The sequence below is a fragment of the Flammeovirga sp. AWQ4_249 genome, assembly GCF_056161045.1.
Map to the genome: position 1 here is coordinate 24,491 of NZ_JBSWYJ010000042.1, position 25,130 is coordinate 49,620.

The 25,130-nt window shown below is 33.0% G+C and carries 23 protein-coding genes and 1 other RNA gene; 12 read left to right on the forward strand and 12 right to left on the reverse strand.

The genetic code is table 11. From position 1 onward, the window contains the following. The 4 genes from ACXAHM_RS21400 to ACXAHM_RS21415 form a co-directional block, all read right to left on the reverse strand. A complete protein-coding gene (locus tag ACXAHM_RS21400; RefSeq protein ID WP_474964592.1) occupies positions 1–924 on the reverse strand; it encodes a hypothetical protein in 924 nt (307 codons plus the stop codon). An 82-nt stretch (positions 925–1,006) separates the two neighbouring features. Beyond that, the gene (locus tag ACXAHM_RS21405; protein ID WP_474964595.1) at positions 1,007–1,417 is read right to left on the reverse strand and encodes a hypothetical protein; all 411 of its coding nucleotides are present in this window, start codon (positions 1,415–1,417) and stop codon (positions 1,007–1,009) included. A 174-nt stretch (positions 1,418–1,591) separates the two neighbouring features. Further along, positions 1,592–5,122: a SpoIIE family protein phosphatase gene (locus ACXAHM_RS21410; RefSeq protein WP_474964597.1), complete on the reverse strand. Its 3,531-nt coding sequence runs from the start codon at positions 5,120–5,122 to the stop codon at positions 1,592–1,594. Positions 5,123–5,366: 244 nt separating this feature from the next. After that, a complete protein-coding gene (locus tag ACXAHM_RS21415) occupies positions 5,367–5,981 on the reverse strand; it encodes a DUF4230 domain-containing protein (RefSeq protein ID WP_474964600.1) in 615 nt (204 codons plus the stop codon). Between the two features lie 286 nt (positions 5,982–6,267). On the opposite strand from ACXAHM_RS21415, the gene ACXAHM_RS21420 reads away from it, so the two are divergent. Both ACXAHM_RS21420 and ffs read left to right on the forward strand, forming a co-directional pair. Then, positions 6,268–9,183, forward strand: coding sequence for a DEAD/DEAH box helicase (locus ACXAHM_RS21420; protein WP_474964604.1), 2,916 nt, complete (start codon positions 6,268–6,270; stop codon positions 9,181–9,183). Between the two features lie 143 nt (positions 9,184–9,326). Then, positions 9,327–9,417, forward strand: an RNA gene (gene ffs / locus ACXAHM_RS21425) — signal recognition particle sRNA small type. A gap of 79 nt (positions 9,418–9,496) precedes the next feature. Here the strand turns inward: ffs and ACXAHM_RS21430 are convergent. The 5 genes from ACXAHM_RS21430 to ACXAHM_RS21450 form a co-directional block, all read right to left on the reverse strand. Beyond that, the gene (locus ACXAHM_RS21430; protein WP_474964608.1) at positions 9,497–10,057 is read right to left on the reverse strand and encodes a hypothetical protein; all 561 of its coding nucleotides are present in this window, start codon (positions 10,055–10,057) and stop codon (positions 9,497–9,499) included. A 221-nt stretch (positions 10,058–10,278) separates the two neighbouring features. Then, positions 10,279–10,806: a ribosome maturation factor RimM gene (rimM, locus tag ACXAHM_RS21435; protein ID WP_474964610.1), complete on the reverse strand. Its 528-nt coding sequence runs from the start codon at positions 10,804–10,806 to the stop codon at positions 10,279–10,281. 26 nt (positions 10,807–10,832) lie between these two features. Next, positions 10,833–11,582, reverse strand: coding sequence for an SPFH domain-containing protein (locus ACXAHM_RS21440; RefSeq protein WP_474964614.1), 750 nt, complete (start codon positions 11,580–11,582; stop codon positions 10,833–10,835). Position 11,583: 1 nt separating this feature from the next. Continuing rightward, positions 11,584–12,144 (reverse strand): aminoacyl-tRNA hydrolase, encoded by a 561-nt coding sequence (pth, locus tag ACXAHM_RS21445; RefSeq protein ID WP_474964617.1) that lies wholly within the window; start codon positions 12,142–12,144, stop codon positions 11,584–11,586. A gap of 87 nt (positions 12,145–12,231) precedes the next feature. Further along, on the reverse strand, positions 12,232–12,729 hold the full coding sequence (locus tag ACXAHM_RS21450; RefSeq protein WP_474964620.1) for a hypothetical protein: 498 nt from the start codon (positions 12,727–12,729) through the stop codon (positions 12,232–12,234). Between the two features lie 82 nt (positions 12,730–12,811). Between ACXAHM_RS21450 and ACXAHM_RS21455 the strand changes: the two genes are divergently transcribed. The 6 genes from ACXAHM_RS21455 (at position 12,812) to ACXAHM_RS21480 (ending at position 15,903) form a co-directional block, all read left to right on the forward strand. Next, entirely contained in the window at positions 12,812–13,579 is a 768-nt protein-coding gene (locus ACXAHM_RS21455) for an alpha/beta fold hydrolase (RefSeq protein WP_474964623.1), read from the forward strand. 67 nt (positions 13,580–13,646) lie between these two features. Next, positions 13,647–14,315: a nitroreductase family protein gene (locus ACXAHM_RS21460; protein ID WP_474964627.1), complete on the forward strand. Its 669-nt coding sequence runs from the start codon at positions 13,647–13,649 to the stop codon at positions 14,313–14,315. Positions 14,316–14,496: 181 nt separating this feature from the next. Continuing rightward, complete coding sequence (locus ACXAHM_RS21465) at positions 14,497–14,919, forward strand: hypothetical protein (protein ID WP_474964630.1); 423 nt, start codon at positions 14,497–14,499, stop codon at positions 14,917–14,919. Between the two features lie 34 nt (positions 14,920–14,953). Next, the gene (locus ACXAHM_RS21470; protein WP_474964634.1) at positions 14,954–15,214 is read left to right on the forward strand and encodes a hypothetical protein; all 261 of its coding nucleotides are present in this window, start codon (positions 14,954–14,956) and stop codon (positions 15,212–15,214) included. Beyond that, entirely contained in the window at positions 15,214–15,363 is a 150-nt protein-coding gene (locus tag ACXAHM_RS21475; RefSeq protein WP_474964637.1) for a hypothetical protein, read from the forward strand. Before ACXAHM_RS21470 ends, ACXAHM_RS21475 begins: the two co-directional genes overlap by 1 nt. Positions 15,364–15,528: 165 nt before the next feature. Further along, positions 15,529–15,903, forward strand: a complete 375-nt coding sequence (locus tag ACXAHM_RS21480) for a tellurite resistance TerB family protein (RefSeq protein ID WP_474964641.1) — start codon at positions 15,529–15,531, stop codon at positions 15,901–15,903. 3 nt (positions 15,904–15,906) lie between these two features. Here ACXAHM_RS21480 and ACXAHM_RS21485 read toward each other — a convergent pair whose 3' ends face one another. The 3 genes from ACXAHM_RS21485 to nth form a co-directional block, all read right to left on the reverse strand. Next, positions 15,907–17,109: an exo-beta-N-acetylmuramidase NamZ family protein gene (locus ACXAHM_RS21485; RefSeq protein WP_474964644.1), complete on the reverse strand. Its 1,203-nt coding sequence runs from the start codon at positions 17,107–17,109 to the stop codon at positions 15,907–15,909. A 230-nt stretch (positions 17,110–17,339) separates the two neighbouring features. After that, positions 17,340–19,271: a glucosamine-6-phosphate deaminase gene (gene nagB, locus ACXAHM_RS21490; protein WP_474964648.1), complete on the reverse strand. Its 1,932-nt coding sequence runs from the start codon at positions 19,269–19,271 to the stop codon at positions 17,340–17,342. A 248-nt stretch (positions 19,272–19,519) separates the two neighbouring features. After that, positions 19,520–20,200, reverse strand: coding sequence for an endonuclease III (gene nth, locus ACXAHM_RS21495; protein ID WP_474964651.1), 681 nt, complete (start codon positions 20,198–20,200; stop codon positions 19,520–19,522). A gap of 181 nt (positions 20,201–20,381) precedes the next feature. On the opposite strand from nth, the gene ACXAHM_RS21500 reads away from it, so the two are divergent. From ACXAHM_RS21500 to mnmE, 4 genes are all read left to right on the forward strand, one after another. Further along, positions 20,382–20,999, forward strand: coding sequence for an RNA polymerase sigma-70 factor (locus tag ACXAHM_RS21500; RefSeq protein ID WP_474964655.1), 618 nt, complete (start codon positions 20,382–20,384; stop codon positions 20,997–20,999). A 178-nt stretch (positions 21,000–21,177) separates the two neighbouring features. Continuing rightward, positions 21,178–22,374, forward strand: a complete 1,197-nt coding sequence (locus ACXAHM_RS21505) for a FecR family protein (protein WP_474964659.1) — start codon at positions 21,178–21,180, stop codon at positions 22,372–22,374. 236 nt (positions 22,375–22,610) lie between these two features. Next, on the forward strand, positions 22,611–23,312 hold the full coding sequence (locus ACXAHM_RS21510; RefSeq protein WP_474964669.1) for a type 1 glutamine amidotransferase domain-containing protein: 702 nt from the start codon (positions 22,611–22,613) through the stop codon (positions 23,310–23,312). A 153-nt stretch (positions 23,313–23,465) separates the two neighbouring features. After that, positions 23,466–24,845 (forward strand): tRNA uridine-5-carboxymethylaminomethyl(34) synthesis GTPase MnmE, encoded by a 1,380-nt coding sequence (gene mnmE, locus ACXAHM_RS21515; RefSeq protein ID WP_474964663.1) that lies wholly within the window; start codon positions 23,466–23,468, stop codon positions 24,843–24,845. Positions 24,846–25,130 lie beyond the last annotated feature (285 nt).

Here is a 25,130-nt window from a genome sequence, read left to right on the forward strand (position 1 = left end):
TTAGAATTTCCAACCTCCGTAAACGCCAAGTACAAAAGATCTAGTCAAACCATCAGGTCTAGCTTCTCTTGTAACTACAGGAAAACCTAAGTCAGTACCTAAAGTGTATTTACCAAAACTTTTTGAAATACCTCCTGTGATATTTAGAGTTAATCCACTAGAGTTTTCAATATCTTTTCTTGTGTTATCCTCAGGGTCTAAATAAGAATCATTCCCCATATGAACAATACCTAATAAACCTGCTTTCCAATTTATTTTTTCAGGATTGTCTTTAGAATATTCAGCTCTTAATGCTAAGTCTGCTGACCTTTCAAAACCATTTGTAGTCCAAGATTCCTCATCAGGATCTACGCCTGGAGCAACATAACCATTTTCATTTTGAGTAAGTGGCTGTTGGTAACCTGCAGAGAAAAGAAATTGTTTATAACTAACTGCAACACCTCCAAGAATATCATATGTACCTAAACTCGGTTGATAAGCCATTGGAAGAGAATTACCGTTATCATCTAATGCATTACCATTTTGCAAAGGTATTTTTGTACCTACGAAAATAGTTGTAGCTACTTCGTCTCCTTTGTAAACTGGTGCAGAAAGAGATAAAGTAAGGTCGCCAAATCCTGTTGCACTACCTAAGTCACCTACATTAATATTATAAGGTAAAATAAATTGGAAGTAAACTACATCTTGAATGTTGTAATCACCTTCAAGTTGTAAACCAATATTACTAACTTGTTTTTCACCTAATCCATAGGATGGTCTAAATCTAATTTCACCATTTGTAGGTTCCTCAAAAAATTCACTACTTTTCATAGGGCCTATGCTACATAATCCGGCATCTGCACATCCTTGAGCATTAGTTTGCAGTGAAAAAAAAGAAAAAAGTGCAGTAGCTGAAAGCACTTTAGAGAATAATTTATAATTCATACATAATGAGAGTTTATGAGTCATGATCGCTCATGAAAAAATTTAGATTGATAATGTTTGTTTAACCGATTGTTGTTGCAATTTACAATTTACTTTTATTAACTGCCATATTTTTAAAGTAAAATGTTGCCTCTTCATTATTATTTTTTGAGAAATAAAGATCAGTTAGAGAATTATTAGCTTCAATAGTGACTGAAATTTCATTCTTATTCTTCAATTGTGAGTAAAGTTTCAAATTACCACTATCATCTTTATATACGTTGGGTTGTACTTCAAAAAGTTCTTTGTAGAGCACATCCTTTTGAATACACTCTAAAGCGATGAGTTTATCTTCTTCAAAGAAAAAACGCCATTCTTCTTCTAAATGATGTAGTGTAATGATATTTCTTTCTTCTACATTTACAATATCCAACATACCTTCATCATCGATTAAATAAATCGTTTTGGCAGAAGTTTCAACTTCTTGAGCATAAGAAGAAGTAGATATCCACATAGATATTGATAGTAAAATGATATAAAAGAAAAATTTTGGCATTAATAAATTCAATCTTTTGAAAAAGGTTTTAGGCCAAATTTAATATGTAAAAATTTCTTAAAAAAGTATTCAAATAGATAAAAAAAAGAAGCCAATGTAAAGTTGACTTCTTTTGATCTCAATGTAAATATCTTAGAATATTGATTGTCTTTGTTTTTCATGCTCATCTACAAGAAGAAGTTCTTTCTCATCTTCTTCACTAACAGCAACATGAGGTTTAAGACCAATAATCAACATATCATCAATTTGACGTTGATTTCCATGTAGCATCCATTGTTCCATGAAACTCGTCAAAGCAATATTTTGTTCCTCCATTTCTTTATCATGAATAGAGAAAAGTAATTCTTTAAATGGCTTTTGCATTAGTTTACGGCCATTAGGACCACCAAATTGATCTTGGTAACCATCAGAACAGATGTACATTACTTTAATTGTATCTAATGGAATAGAATAAGATTCGTACACTTTTTTCTTCGTGGACTTACCACCAATACCGAATTTACCACCTTTAAGGCGTTTTAATTCATCAGGTTCATTATTATCGATATAATAAAGTGGTCTACCTGCTCCTGCAAAAGTTAATGTTTTACGTTTAGGAGAAACAACGCAAATAGCGATATCCATACCATCACGACTATTTTCGTTTTCTGCTTGGTTTAGGGCTTGACGAATCATATCATTCATCAATTTTAAGATACGGCCTGGATCAAGAATACCTCTTTCGTAAACAATTTGGTTAAGAAGGTCATTACCAATCAAGGACATGAATGCACCTGGTACACCGTGACCTGTACAATCGGCAGCTACAATAATGTAGTTTTCGTTTTTCTCACCAAACCAATGGAAGTCTCCTGAGACAATATCTCTAGGTTTTAAGTATACAAAACCATCCCAATGCTGTCCAATAGCTTTCATTTTATCAGACATTTCATTTGGCTGACCAAATACGGCTGTTTGCATACGACGGGCATAGTTTACAGAACTCTTTACTTTATCATTGTGCTGAGAAAGTAGTAAGGCTTGTTCTTTTACAAGTTCGTTTTGACGAAGGATTTGCTCTCGGTGAGATTTCATTTCCTGGTGTTGTTCACGAATTGTACGAGAAGTCTCTTCAAGCTCTGTGTTTTTATCTTTCAATTTAGAAACGGCTTTATCTGCTTCTCTTTTGGCTCTTTCTAATTCCTTTGTGTTATGGTTTAGAATGGCTTCAGATCGTTTCAAGCGGTTAAAGGCTTTTTCTAATTCGCTGTTCTTTTCAGTTAATTCTGATGATTGAAGTTCTACCTCTTTAGTTCTAAGGTTTACTTGTTCCTCTAATCGTTTTTGTTCTCTTCTAGAACGTAGGATATTTAATTGAACAATAATTAAGATAATTGTAATTGTACCTACTACATAGATTACATAACTCCACCACTGTTTGTAGAATGGAGTAAATACTGAAAATCTAAAAGACAAAGGTCTAGACCACGAGAAGTTACCTGTTTTTCTACCTCTAATTTCCAATGTATAAGAGGATCCAGCTTCTAATTGATCAATCAAAAGACCTTCTTTTTCCTTGTCAAAGTTTGTCCATTCATCCAATCCAGGGTAACCTAAAATACGTTTTTGAAAGGCTACGTTTTCAGTTGGATAAACTGGAATATGGAAATCGATTCTTAAATAACTATCTGAAGAAACATCAGGTCTTAACTTAGGATCAATTTTATCACCACCAACATGAATTTGTTCTATGAATGGTCTAGGTGTTTCTTTTAATACTTGAAGGTTAGGTGCGAAACCAATACCTTTTGTTGTAGATATAAATAGTTTACCTAAATCATCAATAAATAACCCTCTAGGATTTAAGCTTGCATCAGGAAGACCATCCTTATTTGTATATAGAAGATATTCGTCATGCTCAAAGTTGTATAGCATTAAACCTGAAGGAGTCGCAATCCATAATTGTTGTTCAGTTTTATCAACAACAATTGCATTATTTGAAATTGATGTAAAATCACCAAAGTTTATACGAGTAATTTTTTCATCTTGAAGAATTAAAGTACCATATGAAGTACCAAGGATGACATTTCCATTACTCATTTTGACAATATCATTGGTCTGAATATTACCTTCAAGAGAGAAGTTTAATTTTTCAGTCAAATTGTCAAATGAGTCTACTACTTCATTGTATTGGAATACAAGACCATCTTTGGAAGTACCTCCTAATAGAATTTCATTATCTTCAGTAATTTCAATACTAATTGCTCTGCTTATTACTCCTTCCTCTACACTATAGATCTTTGTACGTCCGTCAGGTTCAATTTTAATTACACCTGCAATACCGTCTTGACATACCCATAGATTACCCTTTTGGTCTTGTTTAAGAACGAAGATTGCACCACCAACGTGTGATAGATCAAACTTTTTGACTTGTCTATCTCCTCTCCATAAATACAGGCGACCTTCAGCATCAGAAGTCCAAACACCTTGTTTTGTAGGTAATATTTTTAAGAATGAGTTGCCAGCAGGAGTAACCTTAATTTTATTTTCTAGTTTGAATTCATTTAATGAGTTAAGATTACCTTGGTATAAGTTACCACCATCCGTGAAGTAAAGATTTTTCTCATCACCATTAATATGTTGAATAAATGAACTTGTAATATTTGAGGCTAATTGATTAAATGGTAATTGTTGGAATAATGAAATACCATTATCTCTTGCCAACCATAGATCAAGGTCATTATAATACATTGAGTTACCATTATAAACACCCAATTCTGAAGCTCTTTGAAGTTTAAATCCTTCATATGAACTTTCTAAACGGTACATACCTTTTAAATAACCCGAAACCATATACAAATCAGTATTAATTTCTTGGATATAAGAAGCGTCCATTTTTTGCCCAATTTGCTCACGAGTCACTTTAGTACCATCGATAGTCACTAAAGAAACACCTTTTGTTGCATCTGCTACTAAAAATGATGAGCCATTGAACCAAATTGCATGTTGAATATTATTTAACCCAAAAGAACTAGATATTTTCTTGAATTGATTAATAGTACTATCAAACTTTAAAATTGTACCTGATAAGTGAAAAGCGAAGATCTCACCATCAATATTCTCTACAAGTTGGAATGAGCGATTATTTGATTGAGCTTCTAAAGTAAAATCACTAAATACTAATTCGAATTTACCAGGGCTAGCTTCTTTATAGATTTGAGAATTATCTGCTACCCAAAGATTATTTGTTCTGTCTTCAAATAATAATTTACCATAATAAAGATCACCTTCATCTTGTGTAGGCGTTTTGGTTTGCATTAAAATTTGAAAAGAAACATTATCAGGAGAACTGAAGATTTGTACTACTTCATTATCTGTGATAGCGTATAAACTACCGTCATTTTTCTGAAGAAGTTGTTTTATGTGTTTGCTATTCAGTTGGTTATTGCCAAAACTTTTAAAGTTCAATCCGTCATAACGAATTAGACCATCATCTGTAGCCAACCATAGGTAACCATTGGAATCCTTTGAAATACTTTTTACAGATTCTGCTTTCAGACCATTATCTTTTGAATAATGCGTACTCAAAATACTTTGAGCGAATGCAGAAGTATTGATAAAGAGGAAAAAAAGAAGTACTAGTTTTGTATAAAAAGTAATATGCGTATTTGTTGATCTGTTCATAACAAAAAAGTGCGCTTATGAAGTATAGTTCTAACGGAAAGTCTTTGATAAATAAAAAAATAAAGACTAATGAGTTGCTGTATAATACAGTTTTTTATCAATATAATCAAATATTTGATTTATGATAAACAAATATAATACTTAACGCCTTCTTTACAGATAATAGTATGTGATTCTAGAGTAAAAAAAATAATATTTCTCTTAACACTTTGTAATTAACATTTGAGTAATGGATTTCAAGGTGTTATTTATGCATGTAATGTAGGTTTACACTATCCTTAAAGTTGATCTTAATATTTTTGTGACCACTTATTTTTGAAAGAATTGGCGCTAAATACTGCTTTGCATTTTCTTTAGCCTTTATTTCCAATTGCATTTCTTGCCCTGTTTTTTTTAATTTTTCTTCTGCTTCAATGTACAATTGATTCATGGCTTCAGGGCTAGCATATTCCGAAGAATATACTTTTACTTCTTGAGGATTTACTCTACCGTCAATATTAAGCATTGGTAAGTCTACGACTAAAGTTGAGTCGATGATTTGAATGTCTTTATCTTTGATTTCACCAAGATTGATATAGGCGACAATTTCACCACCAATTACAGCAAGAATTTTTGATTTAAAATATTCACTTGCTACAGGTACATTTTTTAGATATTGATTTTCTTCGGTGTATTCAGCAACATCCCTTACATGTGCTTTGTAAAGTTCAAGTCTTCCAAGACCTTCAAGTTCTTCAACGATTAATTGATGTTCATTTGTCGTATCAGAATATTTATCATTATATACATCCCAAATGATATAAATTGCCATAAGAACAGCTAAAACAGATAGGATGGTAGTATGTAATTTCGAGGACATATTTTTCAGTTTATGAGCGTTAGATTTAACGTAAATGTATCATCTAACTATTCAAAACACTAATATTCAACATAGTGCATTGCAAATGTTTACATAATTAGTGTTAGTATATAAAATATTCTTAATTAATAAGATATCCTTTAACAATATTTATCTAGATAGTATAATATTCATCCAAAATTTAGTATGACTTTTTGTCGATACGGTTTGTAGGTTAGTTTAAATGTATTAGTTTTGATGATTTAGTAATTGAAAAAATTGTTTAGTAAAAGAGTTCTGAGAACAGATGAAAGTTTCAACCTCCCAACCCTTTCAATTGGTATTTTCTTTATTTGAACATCAGTATTTAGGCTATTTGTTTGAATCCTTTGTTGTTCAATTAAATCATGAAAATAAACTAACCCTTCAGCATCAGAATATTTCATCAAGAAATGCTCATGAATTTTCTAGTCGCTTAGATGATAAAGATTATGAGTTGATAGAATTGATGGATAATATTCAGCCGGATGCTGTTGCTCATCGTTTTGGAGGAAAGAAAAGACAGAAACCTAATGCCTTTTTCTTAAGTACTTTTGATGAAAAAAAAGGCGATCAGGCATTACAAAAGAAAATCCTTGACTTTGTAGAAGAGGAAAGAATCAAAATCTTGAATAAGCTATCAGGAAAGATGGTTTTTGAGATGGGAAAAGATGGAAATCCTACTTACAAAACAATTAGAGTTCAAAAAGAAAAAGCTTCAATTACTTTTAGATTCTGGAGAAATAAGGAAGAAGGAAACACAAACTACCGCCCTTTTATGTTTTTTGAAGGAGAAAAGGTAGAATTCCAATATAAGAATGCCGTTTTACTTTCTAATAGACCTGCTTGGTTACTTTTAGAAGGAAAATTATATACGTTTAAAGGTGACGTAGATGGTAAGAAAATTAAACCTTTCTTATTCAAGAATTTTATAGCAATTCCTAAAAAAATGGAAGAAAGCTATTATGAAAAATTCATTTCTCATCTTATTGAAGATTACAAGGTCAAAGCCTCGGGTTTTGAAATTATCCATCAGACTGAAGAAGCAAAACCATGTATCGTTTTAAAAGAAATTATAGCTCCAGGTGAACAAACCGAAGGTGATGATCCAATTGTGACGGAAGTAGAATTACATTTAATGTTTGACTACGGAGAAAGAAAAGTAGGAGGGGAGACCATTGGAAAGAAAAGTCATGTGACGTTAGAATATAAAGACGATGAATTTACTTTCTATAAAATGCCTCGAGAAGTAAGGTATGAAAAAGAGGTGAAACATCTCGTGGAAAACTTAGGCCTAGAAATAGGAAAAAAAGGAAAAGTTATTCTTCCTAAAAATGATGCTTTTTCTTGGTTGTCCACTAACTCACATGTTTTAGAAGAAAAAAATATCACTGTTCAACAGGATAAAGCGATTACAAAGAAATATTTCATTGGGCATTCGACAATTAATCTTGAAGTAGAAGAAGATCGAGATTGGTTTGATATCAAGACGAAAGTCCTTTTTGGTGAATTTGAAATTCCATTTACAGTTATCCGTAAACTTATAGTGTCGGGTAGACATGAATTTGAATTACCAAATGGGGAAATTGCCGTAATTCCTAATGTCTGGTTTTCACAATATCAAGAGTTGTTCTATTTCTTGAATAATGAAAGTGAAACACCAAGATTACACAAACATCACTTAGCTTTAGTACAGGAACTTAAAGAAGGTTCATTAGCAAAAGTGAGTTTAAATGATCGTCTATCAAAGTTGAATGATTTTGATAAGATTGAGGAGTATGAAATGCCAAAAGGTTTTAAAGGGAAATTAAGACCTTATCAAAAGGCAGGGTACAATTGGATGCGCTTTTTGTCAGAATATAATTTTGGTGGATGCTTGGCAGATGATATGGGTCTGGGTAAGACAGTACAGACTTTAGCCGTTTTAGAACATGAAAGAGGAGCTGAAAATGGTACATCCTTATTAATTATGCCTACTTCATTGGTGTATAACTGGGAAATGGAAGCCAAGAAGTTTACGCCAAAGATGAAAATCTTAAACTATACAGGAACTAACCGTCAGAAGAATCCAGAGAAGTTTGGGCATTATGATCTTGTCATTACTTCGTATGGTACAGCTAGAATTGATGCAGAAATATTATCACAGTATTTCTTTAATTATATCATCTTAGATGAAGCACAAATCATTAAAAATCCATCGTCTATTGTAACTAAGGCTGTAAATCAACTAAAAAGTCGTAAACGCTTGTTGTTGACAGGTACACCAATTGAAAATACGACAATGGATTTATGGTCTGAGATGAATTTTGCCAATGAAGGTCTATTGGGTGGTCAAAATTTCTTCAAGAAAGAATTCTTACATCCTATAGAAAGGAAAAAGGACGAGGAAAAGTATGCAAAACTTTATCGTTTGATCAAACCTTTTGTAATGAGACGTCACAAGTCTCAAGTTGCCTCTGAATTACCTGAAAAGGTTGAAAAGATCATGTATATCGATATGTCACCTGAACAGAAGCAAAAATACGAGGAAGTGAAGTCTTCGTATCGAAATGAAATCCTTGAACATATCGAATCTACCGGTGTAAAAGGATCTCAATTTATGCTACTTAAAGGTTTGACTGAATTAAGACAGTTAGCGAATCATCCGGTGCTTATTGAAGATAAATATGAGCACTCTGCAGGAAAGTTTGATGAAGTGATACGAGCTTTGGAAAATGCAACTGCTGAAGGTCACAAGATTTTAGTGTTTAGTCAGTTTGTAAAGCACCTTACACTTTTCAAAGAAGAGCTTGATAAGAAAGGTTTTGATTATGCATATCTTGATGGAGGAACAAAAGACAGAAAGAAAGAAGTTCATAAATTCCAAAACACAGATGATGTACAAATTTTCTTGATTTCATTAAAAGCAGGTGGCTTAGGATTGAACCTTACAGCGGCAGATTATGTGTTTATCCTAGATCCATGGTGGAATCCAGCGATTGAAGCTCAAGCTGTGGATAGAGCGCACCGTATTGGTCAAGAAAATAAAGTAATGGTCTATAAGTTTATTACACGAGGTACGGTTGAAGAAAAAATCTTAGCCCTACAACAAAGTAAAAAAGAGTTGGCCGATACATTAATTACAACTGAAGAAAGCTTTATGAAAAAGCTTAGTAAGGACGATATTTCTAATCTTTTGTCTTAGAATAATCCTATTAAGTTTTATTTAAAAATAAAAAATAAACTTTAAATCATTGATAACTAAATAATTAGTACTAACTTATAAGTTTTTAATAAAAAAAGTTGAAAAAAGTATTGCGGGATTAAAAAAAGTACCTACCTTTGCAGAGCAAGTCAGATCGATTTGCTCCTCCGAATCCCCCAGGTGCGGAAGCAAGCAAGGGTAAGGAGTTGAGCGATGCGTTTCTGGCTTGTTTTTTTATATCCAAGATTTTATAAAATAAAAGGGTTGTTTCATCACATAAATGAAACAACCCTTTTTATATATCTCTTTTCTTCTAATGTTTTTTACTAAAGTCAAAGGCTTTACTGAACATTACTCCCCAGAACCAAACTCCAGAAGAAGTTACACCAGCTTCTACACCCACTTGTGCTCTCCAATCAATTAGGTTGTAGTAGGCGTCAAACCAATAGCTCTGTGACCAAGCAGCATAAGTATCAGTAGGCACGTCTCCTTGTCCTGCACTGTACGTTTCATGCTGATTTAATGTCCAACCTACAGCAAAGTCCCAACGTCCACCAGAAGCCCAATAATAGCCATTGGTGAAAGAATAATTATTTAAATCTGATGTTACATCTTTATTGAAAACCAAATAAGGTAAGAATTTACCAAAGAGGTGACCATAACCTACGGATAAAGAAACATTTTCTTGGTCGAAATCTTGATAGCCAACACGAAAGTTGATCAAGTTTGTTTCATCCAGGTTTTGCCAGATTGAAACTTGTTGGACTCCTCCCATACCATAATAGTATTGTACACTTGTTTGTGCTTGTACCTCTTGATGTGAGGAAATTAATCCCATAATGATTAAACTTAAAATGAGTAGTAGCTTTTTCACTTGCAGTAGTTTATTTAATATTGATAATAATGAGGTATAAAGCAGCTATTGATAAAATATTGTTTATACTTATACAAAGTAACGTGATACAAGTAGGGAAAGGATGATAAATTTAGTAAATGAATTCTAATATAAACATCTATTAAAGAAAGGGTATAAAAAAACCATTTTCAAAGCATAATGTTACTTTAAAAATGGTTTAGATAAGGTTTTGATGAAAATTAATCTTCTAAATAGATATCGATTAATCCATCAGGAATGTTTGTGTATAATTCCTTTTTCTCAAGATCAGCTTTGATGATGATCTCATCATTGATTGGAATTAAAACTTCTTTTCCTTTGTATTTCATCTCTAAAATATCTTGAGCTGAGTTGGTATATACTTTATGTACTGTTCCTAATTCACCCAAGTTGTTATCTACTACTGTAAAATCTTCAATATCGTGATAGTAGAACTGCCCTTCATCTAGCTTTGGTAAAGCACTTAAAGGAAGATATAATTGAGCATCCTTTAATTCAGTAGCTTGTTCAATTGTATCAATATCTTCGAATTTAGCGATGTATCTGCTGTTGTGTAATGAAAGATATTCTAAGAAATAAGGTACTAAATTTCCTCTTCTTTCTAAGAAAACAACGTCAAGACCTTCATATTTGGTAGGATCATCTACGTCTAAGAAGAATAATACTTCTCCATTTAATCCGTGAGTTTTAGTAATCTTACCAAACTCGAAACATTCATCTTTATGCATATCTTAAACTATTCGTTTTTTCTTTTTTACTTTTCAGTCATCAATAAAGACATTAGTTGAAGCTTCATACCTGCTTTTTCACTTTCTGTCAATTGATTAACTTGATCTACTTCTTGAATCATTTGTTGAGCAATTGCAACTGCTTCATTTGCTGCGCGTTTTTTACCCATTGAGCGGATATTATTAAAACGAGCACTTTCAAGGAAAATACCTACTTCATTCAGCTTTTTCTTTAAAGCAGTGCCATACGCTTGATTCACAGTTGTCGTATGTAAGCGCAAAGAAACACGTTCTTTCCCAAAATCTTCATATGGATACATTTCTATTAACGTTTGAGCGGTCTCTTTTGCAATAGAAAGTGTTGATTCTTCGATATTTGACATGCCAAAGTAAGCTTTCGCAGTATCTTCGATCTTCCAACGTAGTTCTACACTCATTTCCAACTGAACACCATCTTTAGCAAAAGTATTCCAAGGGCCAACCATATTGACGTGGTCTTTTAAGGATACTCTTTTGATACTTCTAAAAGGGTGATGCCAATAAAAACCGGGTGTATTTATTGTTCCTTTATATTTACCGAGAAGTGATAAAAGGATAGCCTCGTTGGGTGAAACTATAAAATAACCTCTCAATAGGATAAGGTCGATTGCTATTAGAAGCATCGCTAAAGCTCCTAAATTAGGTAAAGAGATCACATACCCTGCACCACCAAAAATAATGGCTTGTACAACGATCATTATGTACCCTGATATTCCTTTTATTTGTTTGTCAGTCATGCTACTTGTTGAATTGTGTCATCGTTCTTGATAAACCAATTGAGCAGAAAGATAGGCACATATCTGCTGATTTTTCGATTAAACCATCCAAGTCTATTTTTTCATCTTCAGTAAACTCTCCTAAAACAAAATCAACTTGTTTGCCTTTTGAGTAGTTGTCACCAATACCAAAACGTAATCTTGGATAGGCAGCTGTTTGCAGTTGTACTTCAATATCTTTTAGGCCATTGTGTCCTGCTGCACCACCTTTTCCTCTCATGCGAAGACTTGTGTAAGGGATCGCTAGATCATCAACAATGACTAAAATATTTTCAGTTTTTACTTTTAATTGATTGGCCCAATACTTCACAGCTTTTCCACTTAAATTCATATAAGTAGTAGGTTTAATTACTGTGATGCTTCTTCCTTTATGTTTAAAATCGGCAACATAAGCCAAACGGTCCATTTCAAATTTAGCATCGTGCTTTTTTGCTAAATAATCAGCCACCATAAAACCAATGTTATGACGTGTTTTTTCATATTCAGGGCCAATATTGCCCAAGCCGACTATTAAATATTTCATTGTATAGGATAAGAAATTTCTTGATAACGAATTACTATTTGAGTAGGCTAAATCTACTCTACCGCAAAGGTAATATTTTCTTCTCTTTTAATATAAAGACAACACAAGTGCTTTGTGATTAAGTTCGATTTGAATGACTTTTAGGCTATCATTCACTGATATTGGAGAAGAATAGAGATAAGATTTACGGTTTGTATCTGTGATAATATTTTGGATATTATCATTTAAAGGAAGGTCATTTTGGATATTGTATTGATATGCTTCCCACATACTCTTTCTAATTTTGTCAGATGGATTGCTACAATCTACCCATACTTTTGTGACAAAAGATTGTAAACTGTCAGGGAGAATCGTCTTATCCAAATCTCCACAATCTCCTTTTAAAAGTTGAGTATTAATAATGGATTGGCCTATCGAATAACCTTGCTCAATAATGTCATTTTCCTTGATTTGTTTGATTTTCCTTTCTTTAATTTGACGATTAACATTGTTGGCGTCTATTTTTTCAGAAGTTTTGAATCCACAAGAAAATAAGATGGTATTGAATACCAAAAAAGTGCAAATATATTGATATACGTATTTCATTCTTTCTCTTTTTAAAGAGTATGGTTTTTTATTTCTCCTCAAAGCTACATCTTTACAGTTTCTAATTAAAATTTCAATGACAATGAATTTATTTTATAGAGAAATAGGAGAGAAAGGAAGTAGACCCATGATCATATTGCACGGTTTATTTGGACAATGTGATAATTGGATGACTTTAGGTAAACAATTGGCCGAAAAATTTCATGTATTCTTAGTAGATCAACGAAATCATGGTCAATCACCACATAGCAATGAATTTAGTTATCAATTAATGGCTGCTGATTTAAAAGATTTTATTACACAACATGAATTAGAAAAGCCAATTATTTTAGGTCATTCTATGGGAGGAAAAACGGTTATGCAATTTGCTGCCAATTATCCTGATATTGCAAGTAGAATGATTGTTGTTGATATTTCACCACGTTTTTATCCAGTACATCATCAAACTATATTAGAAGGTTTAAATGCGATACCAATTGATACTGTAAAAACAAGAGGAGAAGCAGATAAAATTCTTGCCGAATATATTCCTAATCTTGGGGAACGTTCTTTCTTATTGAAAAATATCTATAGAAAAAAAGAAGGTGGTTTTGCTTGGAGAATGAATCTTCCAGTAATTACAGCAAATATTGGAGAAGTAGGGAAAGCATTGGAAGTAAATCATGCAATTGCAACACCAACTTTATTTATTGGTGGAACGAACTCAAATTATATTCAAAGAACAGATGTTGACGAAATCAATGAAAAATTCGTAACTGTTGATATTGAAATGATTGATGGAGCAGGGCATTGGGTACACGCTGAGAAACCAAAAGAGTTATTAGATGCAATAAATGACTTTATCTTTTAAATAATTAAAGTTTTTATTGTATTTTTATGTGTTGAAAATACTATTATTCGATCAAACCCATTAGTTGATGCATTCCGTAGAAGATTTTATACCTTATAATTCCTCAGAACTTTCTAAGGAAGATATGCTGAAAAGTACAAAGGAGTATTACGAGAAGATCAATAAAAGAAGATCTTTAAGAGAGTTCTCTGATCGTTCTGTTGAAAAAGAAGTGATTGAAAATATCATTAAGGCGGCAAATTGTGCTCCATCTGGTGCTAATAAGCAGCCTTGGACTTTTTGTGCTGTATCCAATCCTGAAGTAAAGAAAAATATCAGAGTCGCAGCTGAAAAAGAAGAGTATGAAGGTTATCATGGAAGAATGAGTGAAGAATGGCTAGAAGATCTGAAACCATTTGGGACGGATTGGAACAAACCTTTCTTAGAAATTGCTCCATGGTTGATCATTGTCTTTAAACAGGTATATGATATTGATGAGCATGGAATTCGTCATAATAATTATTATGTCAATGAATCTGTTGGACTAGCTTGTGGATTTTTATTGAATGCAATTCATGAAGCAGGTTTGGTAGCACTTACGCATACACCTTCTCCTATGAATTTTCTTGCCAAAGAGTTAGATCGACCAGCAAATGAAAGACCTTTTCTATTAATACCGGTAGGTTATCCTTCTGAGGATGCACAAGTACCAAATATTACTAGAAAGTCATTGGATGAAATAGTGAAGTGGTATTAAATAAATACGACTAAAAATATACGCAAGAGTAGAAGACATTAGTTTTTCTACTCTTTTTTTATGCTAAGTTTTTCAATTGAGAAAACTATAAACCATTTAATTAACATAAATCAATTCTTTTTGTTTAACTATAAATTAATTTTGTGAAATCCTATTTATCAATCATATAGATATCACAAAAATGAATCAGAAAAACATTAAAAAATTCTTTATCATTGCTGGCATACTTACTCTTTTAGGTAGTTTACCTGTAATGTTCTTTCCAAGAGTGAGTACTCATTTGCTTTTTAATTTTACTGAAAATATTCCTCAAAAATACCTTCCAATTATAAGACATTGGGCAGTCATGGCAGTAGGTTTGGGAGGTCTATTAATTGCTGCAGCTTCTCATGAAAAATTAAGATTTCCTGCAGCCTTATTTTCTACAGCTTCTAAATTATATGTAATTGGTTGTGCTGTTTGGTTTTTGAATAATAATTATAATGGATTATCAAATTTAACGTTTGGTGTTCATGCTAATTATTCATTACTCATAGCTATAGAATCATTATTGGTATTAGGAGGAGTTTATTTTTTAGGGAAATCTTCAAAAATTACATTATAATTTAATTTCTCATTAACCTTACAAATTTGTCATCATGAATGAAAAAACAATCAAATATTACTTTTGGATTACTGGTGCAATTACCGCTATAGGGAATTTACCAATGATATTTTCTCCCTTTCAAGGTACAACCTCAGTTTTACATTTAGATTTAATGAAATTGCCATTTACAGCACCTTTATTTGGACATTGGGCAATGATGGTGAGCTGTATTGGAATCTACTTATTTGTAGCTGCTACTAAAAAAGAATATAGAAAATCTGCTGTATTTATTCTAATTTTGAAAAAGGGATAATGGCTATTACAGGATGGTATTTATTACTTACACATCCTGAAATAACAATAACACATTATTTGCCAATGACTATTGCTGATACATTATTTACAATAGGAGGTTTATTATATTTAAAAACAGAGCAAAGTAAAAAGCTAGTGTATTGTTAATTAGTGAGTTATAGTTGGTGATGATACTTAAGAGACTGAACATACATGCGTATGTGTAGTGTTAAATCTTTGAAAAACGCTTAGTTTTGTAGTTAAAATTATATCCAAATTATCACTTGTTAACGTATATATATCTATACAGGTTAACGCTTAAAACTATAAATTATGTCAGACAAAGAAAAATTATACGAAATCTTAGGTGAATTATTGTTCGTGGTGGCTAAAGCTGATGGAGTTATTCAGGATGAAGAAAAACAAGTTTTAGAAGATTACTTCAAAGATCATGAATACGGTGACGACATCAAGTGGTCATTCAACTATGAAGCAAAGAAAGATACTCCAATGGAGGAAGTTTATAAAAAGGTAATTGATTATTGCCAAAACTATGGCCCACAAGCTGAATATTCAGAGTTTATCAATGCAATGGAAGTAGTTGCAGCTGCAGCAGATGGTGTTGATGATAACGAAACAGCAGTGATGCAATCTTTCTCTCAAGACTTATTGACAAGATTCAGAAATGATATTGAGGCAATGCAATAAGCATTACCTATACATAAGATAAACAGCAGCTTTCTTTTTGAAGGCTGCTTCGTCTTTTCTCCAAAAATCTATTATTCGATCAAAAGTGTATGTGGTCATAAATTGTTCTCTTACCTTATTACTTCCACAAACTTTATCAAACATTGCCCACCTATCTTGATGTGCTGTAAATAAATTATGATCAGGGTACAATTGATGATGTACACTTAAGACATGGAATTGAATTTCAGAAAGCCTTACTTTTTCATAATCAGTGATATAAATCTGAACACCATGTAATTTCATTCCTTTCTTTTCTTTATAATAAGGCGTGAATGAAAGTCCTCTGAAATAAACTCCTTCCAAACCTAATGCATTAAGTGTAGATGCAAATTTTTGTGTATTAATATATTCTGCTCCAAATAAACTGAATGGTAATGTATAACCAATACCAATGAAATTTCCTTCAAGTTCACCTACAATACCACTGGCAGGGTATAATTCAGCAACTTCTGGAAAAGGAATATGAGGAGAAGTAGGAATCCATTGTCTTTCAGTATCTTTAAAACGCATAGATCGTTTCCAACCTTTCATAGGAACAACATTCAATTTGCATTGTGCTTTATTGGTTAGCCAACCTTCATAATTCATCATATAGGCTAGTTCACCAACGGTTAGGCCATAGATATAAGGAATGGGAAATTGACTCACAAAAGAGAAATAACCTTCCTCAACAATATTACCTTCTATTTTTTTGCCACCTAATGGATTAGGGCGGTCCAAAACCAATACTTCTTTACTATTTTCAGCAGCGGCCTCCATTACTAATCCAAGTGTACTGATAAAAGTATAAGAACGAACGCCAATATCTTGAATATCATAAACGATGATATCTACGTTTTGTAACATTTCAGGAGTAGGTTTTCTAGTCTTTCCATAAAGAGAATAAACAGGAAGTCCAGTAATTGGGTCCTTATTACTGTCTATATGTGCTCCAGCATCAGTGTCACCTCTTACACCATGTTCAGGTCCATATAAAGCAGTAAGATTGACATTTTTTGCTTGATGAAGAATATCTACTGTGGAAGTAAAATTATAATCTACTCCTGTTGGATTAGTAACCAAACCAACTCTTTTACCTTCTAATGCTTTAAAGTTTTGATCTCTTAAAACTTCAATACCTACTTTTACAGTTGGCTCTTGAGCGAAAGCGATGCTATTAAGCAAAATAAGAAAAAGTAAGCCTATTAATGAGAGTTTTTTGATGAAAATACGCATTGATATGTATGGGATCTAATTCATTTTTAATGATTAATTAGAATATACATATTTTTTATTGATGATTAAATAGAAAGGCTATTGAAATGAATAATTTAATTTAAAACATAAAAAAAGCGTTTGAGATTTCTCCCAAACGCTTATCCTTAATCTATTGTATCGCACACTTTGTGAATGTCTTAGATGAAGTGGTAACGTACAAACGCTTCCATAGCTTCATATTCAGCCATACCAAGAGCATTATATAATTTTGCTGTTCCCGAATTACGCTCTTCTGCTCTTTGCCAGAATTCACGATCATCAGTACCTTGGAATACCACACCATCTTTTTGAGATTCATGGAAGAAGATCGCCTTACGTTTGATCATTACTTGTTCAGGAGACATTGGTACAGCCATTTCGATTTCGTCGATTGGCCACTCATGCCATGCACCTCTGTACATCCATACCCAACAATCTTTCATGTAATCTTCACCTTTCAATTCATCTAAAGCAGCGAAAATAGCATCTAAACAAACACGGTGAGTACCATGTGGATCAGCTAAATCACCAGCTGCATAAATTTGGTGAGGCTTGATTTCTGAGATAATATTTTTGATGATTTCAATATCTGTAGCACCTACTGGATTCTTACGAACTTTACCCGTTTCGTAAAATGGTAAGTCCAAGAAGTGAACTTGTGATTCAGGAATACCTGTGTAACGACAAGCTGCAATCGATTCATCTCTACGAATTTGTCCTTTTAATTGACGAACTGGAAATGAATCAATATCACCTTCTTCTTTTGCATCAAGGAAACCTGTAATTTCTTTGAATTTTGATTTTGATTCTGGAGAACCAAAACCGAATTTTGTCATTAATGAATTAGCAAATGTAGCATATCTACGTGCATCATCATCTGATACAGCGATGTTACCAGAAGTTTGGTAGGCTACGTGTACTTCATGTCCTTGATCCACTAAACGTTGGAATGTACCACCCATTGAAATTACATCATCATCAGGGTGAGGAGAGAAGATAATTACACGTTTTTTTGCTGGTTCAGCTCTTTCAGGACGTTGTGTATCGTCAGCTGAAGGCTTACCACCTGGCCATCCTGTAATTGTATGTTGTAAAAGGTTGAATACGTCAATATTAAGATCGTATGCAGAGCCTTTAGTTGATAACAAGCTATCAAGACCACTCTCTAAGTAATCTTTGTTGGTTAATTTAAGTACTGGTTTTCCTGTTTTATAAGCTAACCATACAACTGCTTTTTTTACCATTGCAGTTGTCCATTCTACTTCAGAAACTAACCATGGAGTAGTGATACGTGTCAATTGTTCTGTTGCACCTTCATCCAAGAATACAGACACATTATCGTGTTTTTGAAGGAAAGTTGCTGGAACTTGCATTGAGATATCACCCTCAACCATTTTTCTAACGATTGGTGCTTTACCAGAACCCCATGCCATCATGATAATTCTACCAGCTTGCATGATCGGTCTAACCCCCATTGTAATGGCACGTTTTGGTACATTATCAATACCACCAAAAGATGGAGCAGCATCAATACGTGTGATTGCATCCAAAGTAACCATACGTGTACGGCTATTTTCAGTTGAACCAGGTTCGTTAAAACCAATGTGACCTGTACGACCAATACCTAATATTTGAAGATCCAATCCACCTGCTGCTGCAATTTTAGCTTCGTAATCTTGGCAGAATGCATAAACATCCTCAATAGCCAAAGTACCGTCAGGGATATGAATATTTTTTTCTTGAATGTTAATATGATCGAATAAGTTTTCCTTCATGAAACGTACATAAGAGTGTACAGAATCAGGTTGCATAGGATAATATTCGTCCAAGTTGAAAGTCACTACATTTTTGAATGATAAACCTTCTTCTTTGTGTAAGCGAATTAATTCATCATAAACTTTTAAAGGAGATGAACCTGTTGCTAAGCCTAAAACAGCATTTTCACCTTTAGACGCTTTATCTCTGATAAGGTCTGCGATTTCATGTGCTATTACGATAGAAGCCTCAGCGTTTGTTGAAAAAGTGTACGTTTGTAGACGTTCATGTTCTCTGTCCGTCATAACTTGTTGGTTCAACAATGTAGTGTTCATAATCTTTAAATTTTTCTTAGTAGTGATACGATAGAATCAATGTTTTCCAATTGATTTATGCTCAAATTTATTTATAGGTGTACTTTATACATAAATTTTTCGCCATAAAGCATTTGTATACAGATAAACGGCATTTATCGCAGAAGAGTGCCGTTTAATGCCACAATGATTGTTAAAGCGATTAAAGTGTTGTTAACCTACCAAGTAAAATGAATTCAAGATGATTAACATGTTAAGTATGGATGAGATTAACTCTTTTTTTTGCTTTTTTTCTTAGGATTAGAAGACTTTTTTTCGGTAAAAAGCGTCTTTCTACCATGTTTAGAACAGATTGGGCAGTCTTTTGGTTCATGTCTTTGAGCTGGACAATATTCTCTACCAAAGTAAATAATTTGAAGGTGTAAATCATTCCAATCTTCTTCATCAAACAATCGTTTGGCATCTTTTTCAGTTTGATCTACATTTTTACCTGTAGAAAGTCCCCATCTATACATTAATCGATGAATATGTGTATCTACAGGAAAAGAAGGTACACCAAATGCTTGTGACATTACAACTGAAGCAGTCTTATGTCCAACAGAAGGGAGTGATTCTAAGTCCTTAAAATTATCAGGAACTTTTCCATCAAATTGTTCAACAATAATCTTAGACATTCCATGTATACCTTTTGATTTCATTGGTGATAATCCACATGGCTTAATGATTTCTTTAATTTCCTCTACTGTAAGCTGCATCATATCATAGGGATTATCTGCTTTTGCAAATAATAAAGGTGTAATCTTATTCACTCTTTCATCGGTACATTGAGCAGATAATGCTACTGCAACCAAAAGCGTAAAAGGATCTTTATGATCTAATGGAATAGGAGGTTTGGGATATAAACTTTTTAGCGTCTGAACGATATCCTCTACTTTTTCTTTTTTTGTCATAAGGCAATATTTTTTTGAGTTGGCAATTTATGAAAGTATCAAGTGAATATGTGAACATTGTATTAGCGATTACAATATTTTTTTGGAGTGAGGTTTAGAAAACTGTAAATTTTAAATATATTGTGTAAAATTAGCTTCATTTTACTGTAGCTAAATGACATAACATCGCGTTTTTTATTAAATGGAATTCGAGAACTTAGAAGAAGAGGCATTAATCGACCTGGTAAAATCAGGAGATCGATTTGCATGGGAATATATTACAAAAGAATACTATCAAGCTATACTCAACTTTATCAATGGAATGGTGAAAGACTGGGAAACTGCTGAAGAATTAGTACAAGATATTTTTGTAAACTTTTGGAGTAAAAGAGAAACCTTAAATATAAATATTTCTTTAAAAGCATATCTATATAGATCTGCTCGAAATCATACCTTGAATTATATCAAGAGAAGAAACTTCGAGAGAGATTACCAAAAAGGAGTAGCAGAAAGAATGGTCATATCTAGTAATGATACAGAAGATGCTTATCATTTTTCAGAACTAGAAAAGAGACTTTCTGAAGCAATAGAAGAACTCCCAGATAAAATGAAAGAAATTTTCAAAATGAGTCGTTTTGAAGATTTGACTTATAAGGAAATAGCGGATGCTTTAGATATTCCTGTAAGAACTGTACACTATCAAATAGGATTAGCATTAAAGCAACTAAGAGAAAAACTAAAAGGTCACGTAGATCCTAGCCTAATGGGGATGGATATCGTAGTTATTCTGGGCTTATTGATTGATTATTTGATAAATTAATTTTTTTTAGATTTTTTTTGTCAACACTTAAGGATCAATTGTCTAGAAGATAGGACGGAAATACACTGCGTGATTCTACTATAATGAATCATAAAAATGAGGCGTTAAATACTTAAATGGTAAACTTCCTCAACAACATAATATAGAGTAAAAGATTATAAATAATTATCCGAATACTATGGATAAGGAAATTAACATTGATTGGACACTAATTGCTGAAAGTTTAGGAGGAGATGTTGATGCTATTGAAAAAGCTAAATATCTTGCTGAAACTGACCCTACTTTCAAAAGTGTTCTATCGGAAGCGACAGAGATTTGGAATCAATCTATCTCTTTGGGACAAGAGAAGAAGCGACAATTGAACGCTTCTCACTTGGAAAATAAAGTAAACGAAATTTGGTCTAAGATTTTAGAAGTAGAATCTGAAGAGACCAAAATTGCTACGACATTAGAAAGTAATACAAATGGCGTAAATGATGACGTGCTTGACATTTGGAAAGCATCTGAATCATTAGGAGCAAAATCTAAACGAAAAGTTTCATCTGATGAAATGGATGCTGCAATGGCAAAAATGTTATTGCGCATGAACGTTTCTGCTGAAGAAAAGAAAGAAAATAAACCAACTTTTAAGGTTGAAAAACCTGTAGCAGCACAAACAAAAGAGAGAGCAATGACTTTCCCTAGAAATATCGCAGCTGCAGTTGCTGTTTTATTGGCTGTTGGTTTATCTATGTTCTTTTATCTTCAAAATGGATCTGCTGATATGCTAGAAATGTCAACCTCTGATGCAACTGCAATGGTGACACTTCCTGACGGCACTCAAGTATGGCTTAACAAAAACAGTACACTTCAATATCCTAAATCATTTGGAGAAGGAGATAGAAATGTAACTTTAAAAGGAGATGCTTTTTTCGAAGTATTTAGAGATGAAGCACATCCTTTTCACATTATGACTGATGAAGCAACAACAACTGTATTAGGAACTTCTTTTCACCTAACTGCAAATAAAGTGGAAGTTGTTACTGGTAAAGTTCGTTTTGAAAATAATAACTCAGGTGAGTATGTAGTTTTAGTAAAAAATGAAAAAGGGGCTATTGCAGAGGGTAAAGTCGAGAAATCTTCTTATTCAGATGTAAATGCGGCTTCTTTGATGCAATCTGAATTAGCATTTAATAGTGCCGACTTAGCAGAAACAGTTAAGGTTATATCAAAAGCATATAATACTTCAATTGAAATTGCTTCTCCAGAATTAGAACAAAGAAAATTCACTGGTTTATTTAAAAATAAATCATTCGATACAGTAATTGCTCAGTTAACTGAAGTAGTTGGATGTTCGATCGAAACGAAAGAAGATGGAACAGTTGTTTTGAAATAAATTGTTCTCAAAAAATATTAAGAGCCACTCTTTTACAAAAAGGAGTGGCTTTTTTATTTGTCTAAATGAAACATTTATTAATAAAACTTTGTTGTGGATATGATATTAATTTAGAGACATTTGTGTAAACAAATAAAATATACCAAATGATTAAATTAAAATACCTATTTATCACATTATTATCAGTATTCATATTAGCATCATGTTCTACTGATTCAACTCAATCTAAAAAAGATATGTCACAAGAGACTTTAGCTCCCAAGAAAATTTTATTCGTATTGACAAGTCATGATCAACTAGGTAATACAGGTGAGAAAACGGGTTTTTGGATTGAAGAATTTGCTACCCCATATTATTTCTTAAAAGACAAAGGAGTAGAAATTACATTGGCTTCACCTAAAGGTGGACAGCCACCATTTGATCCAAAAAGTGATGCTCCTGATGCTCAAACAGCATCAACAAAAAGATTCAAAGCAGATAAAGAAGCGCAAGAGCAAATGGCGAATACATTAAAATTATCCTCTGTAAATGCTGCAGATTATGATGCTGTATTTTACCCTGGTGGTCACGGTCCTTTATGGGATTTAGCAAATGATAAAAATTCAATTGCTTTGATTGAATCATTTTATAATTCTGGAAAACCAGTTTCAGCAGTTTGTCATGCACCCGCTATTTTTAAAGATGTAAAGGCTTCGGATGGTACACCATTAGTGAAAGGTAAAAAAGTAACAGGATTTTCTAATGAAGAAGAAGATGCTGTACAACTTACAGATATTGTTCCTTTCCTTGTGGAAGACATGCTCAAAGAAAATGGTGGTATATACTCTAAAGGTGAAAATTGGTCCGCTTATGCAGTAGAAGATGGTCTATTGATCACAGGACAAAACCCTGCTTCATCAGAGTTAGTAGCCGAAAAATTACTAGAACACTTAAACTAGAAATTAGTTTAGTTAACTATATCAAAATAGAAAGTGGTAATATTCTTTTTGGAGTATTACCACTTTTTTATTGAAGTAACTATCAATGATTTTGAATAAAAGCCACCATAAAGAAATAAGCTGTATCTTTGTATTGAATTTAAAATCAATCGAATGCACCATACGATAGAATTAGATACAATCGTTGCGTTAGCAACAGTACCCGGTCAATCAGCAATACACGTTATTCGACTTTCTGGACCGGATGCGATCAAAATAGTAAACAAAGTATTTAAAGGAAAAAACCTAGAAAAACAGGCAGGGCATACTGCTCATTTTGGTACTATTCGAGAAGAAGACGGTACAATCGTTGATGAAGTTTTAGCCACTATTTTCTATGGTCCGAAATCATATACAGGCGAGAATACTGTCGAGGTTTCTTGTCATGGATCTCAATTTATTGTAGATCAACTTTTACAGCTTTTTATGAAAGTAGGTGCTCGCTATGCCAAAGCTGGTGAGTTTACCCAAAGAGCATTTGCGAATGGAAAGCTAGACCTTGCTCAAGCAGAAGCCGTTGCTGATTTAATTGCTGCCGATTCTCATGCTTCAAGAGATGCAGCAATGCAACAAATGCGTGGTGGATTCTCAAAAGATATTGCAGCTTTAAGAGAAAAGTTAATTCATTTCGCATCAATGATCGAATTAGAGTTAGACTTTTCAGAAGAAGATGTAGAGTTTGCTTCTAGAGATGAATTAGTTGAATTGATCAACGAATTGAAAAGAGTAATAAAGTTATTGATTGATTCCTTCTCGATGGGTAATGTGTTGAAAAATGGTGTCCCAACAGTAATTGCGGGAAAACCAAATGCCGGTAAGTCGACATTACTTAATGCATTATTGAACGAAGAAAAAGCAATCGTATCTGATGTAGCAGGAACAACACGTGACTTTATAGAAGATGAAATCAACATTGGTGGCGTCACTTTCCGTTTTGTAGATACAGCTGGCCTTCGTGAAACAGAAGATAGAGTAGAAGCAATTGGTGTACAACGCTCTTACGAAAAGATGAAGAAAGCTTCATTGATCATGTACATGTTTGATGCCGCAACTTCTACATTCGAAGACGTTAAAGCTGAAGTGGAAGCTTTAGAAAGTTTAGGTGTACCTTATATCCTTGTAGCTAATAAGCTGGATCAATTAGAAGGTGGTTTAGCTCCTGAATTTAAAGAATTCTCTGAGCATTTATTAGAGATTTCTGCTGATAAAGGTACAGGTGTTGAAGAACTAAAAGAAAGAGCTTTACATTTAGTTAACCTTGACAAAGTACAATCAGGAAATACAATGGTAACCAATGCTCGTCACTACCAATCTCTTCGTGAAACCATGAAAGCATTAGACGATGTGATCAACGGAGTAGAACTTGGAATGACAGGTGATTTCTTAGCATTAGATATACGTACAGCGTTACATCATTTAGGTGAGATTACTGGAGAGGTTACTACAGATGACTTGCTGGAGAATATCTTTAGTAAGTTCTGTATAGGCAAGTAGGTATAAAGAATATAGCTTTAATGATATTGAAAGAGGGTTTTGGCCCTCTTTTTTTTGTGATATAGTTTGTATATAGAAAATTATAAAGACTTGATGAGACGAATTCAGAGCTTTTGTTATCTCTAATTGATATTATATTTCCAAAAAATGTGAATATAAATTTTGGTTTATATTTTATATTTCCATATTTTGAGAATATGGAAGAGTTGTATAAATATAATCACGAAGATTGGCCTAATTTTGTTTTTGATGAAAGTAAGGTTTTTCATCAATTAGCCTTAGTAA

Coding starts and splice junctions, on each gene's coding strand:
- ACXAHM_RS21400 (WP_474964592.1), bottom strand. CDS start 924: ATGAATTATAAATTATTCTCTAAAGTGCTTTCAGCTACTGCACTTTTT.
- ACXAHM_RS21405 (WP_474964595.1), bottom strand. CDS start 1,417: ATGTGGATATCTACTTCTTCTTATGCTCAAGAAGTTGAAACTTCTGCC.
- ACXAHM_RS21410 (WP_474964597.1), bottom strand. CDS start 5,122: ATGAACAGATCAACAAATACGCATATTACTTTTTATACAAAACTAGTA.
- ACXAHM_RS21415 (WP_474964600.1), bottom strand. CDS start 5,981: ATGTCCTCGAAATTACATACTACCATCCTATCTGTTTTAGCTGTTCTT.
- ACXAHM_RS21420 (WP_474964604.1), top strand. CDS start 6,268: ATGAAAGTTTCAACCTCCCAACCCTTTCAATTGGTATTTTCTTTATTT.
- rimM (WP_474964610.1), bottom strand. CDS start 10,806: ATGCATAAAGATGAATGTTTCGAGTTTGGTAAGATTACTAAAACTCAC.
- ACXAHM_RS21440 (WP_474964614.1), bottom strand. CDS start 11,582: ATGACTGACAAACAAATAAAAGGAATATCAGGGTACATAATGATCGTT.
- pth (WP_474964617.1), bottom strand. CDS start 12,144: ATGAAATATTTAATAGTCGGCTTGGGCAATATTGGCCCTGAATATGAA.
- ACXAHM_RS21450 (WP_474964620.1), bottom strand. CDS start 12,729: ATGAAATACGTATATCAATATATTTGCACTTTTTTGGTATTCAATACC.
- ACXAHM_RS21455 (WP_474964623.1), top strand. CDS start 12,812: ATGAATTTATTTTATAGAGAAATAGGAGAGAAAGGAAGTAGACCCATG.
- ACXAHM_RS21460 (WP_474964627.1), top strand. CDS start 13,647: ATGCATTCCGTAGAAGATTTTATACCTTATAATTCCTCAGAACTTTCT.
- ACXAHM_RS21465 (WP_474964630.1), top strand. CDS start 14,497: ATGAATCAGAAAAACATTAAAAAATTCTTTATCATTGCTGGCATACTT.
- ACXAHM_RS21470 (WP_474964634.1), top strand. CDS start 14,954: ATGAATGAAAAAACAATCAAATATTACTTTTGGATTACTGGTGCAATT.
- ACXAHM_RS21475 (WP_474964637.1), top strand. CDS start 15,214: ATGGCTATTACAGGATGGTATTTATTACTTACACATCCTGAAATAACA.
- ACXAHM_RS21480 (WP_474964641.1), top strand. CDS start 15,529: ATGTCAGACAAAGAAAAATTATACGAAATCTTAGGTGAATTATTGTTC.
- nagB (WP_474964648.1), bottom strand. CDS start 19,271: ATGAACACTACATTGTTGAACCAACAAGTTATGACGGACAGAGAACAT.
- nth (WP_474964651.1), bottom strand. CDS start 20,200: ATGACAAAAAAAGAAAAAGTAGAGGATATCGTTCAGACGCTAAAAAGT.
- ACXAHM_RS21500 (WP_474964655.1), top strand. CDS start 20,382: ATGGAATTCGAGAACTTAGAAGAAGAGGCATTAATCGACCTGGTAAAA.
- ACXAHM_RS21505 (WP_474964659.1), top strand. CDS start 21,178: ATGGATAAGGAAATTAACATTGATTGGACACTAATTGCTGAAAGTTTA.
- ACXAHM_RS21510 (WP_474964669.1), top strand. CDS start 22,611: ATGTCACAAGAGACTTTAGCTCCCAAGAAAATTTTATTCGTATTGACA.
- mnmE (WP_474964663.1), top strand. CDS start 23,466: ATGCACCATACGATAGAATTAGATACAATCGTTGCGTTAGCAACAGTA.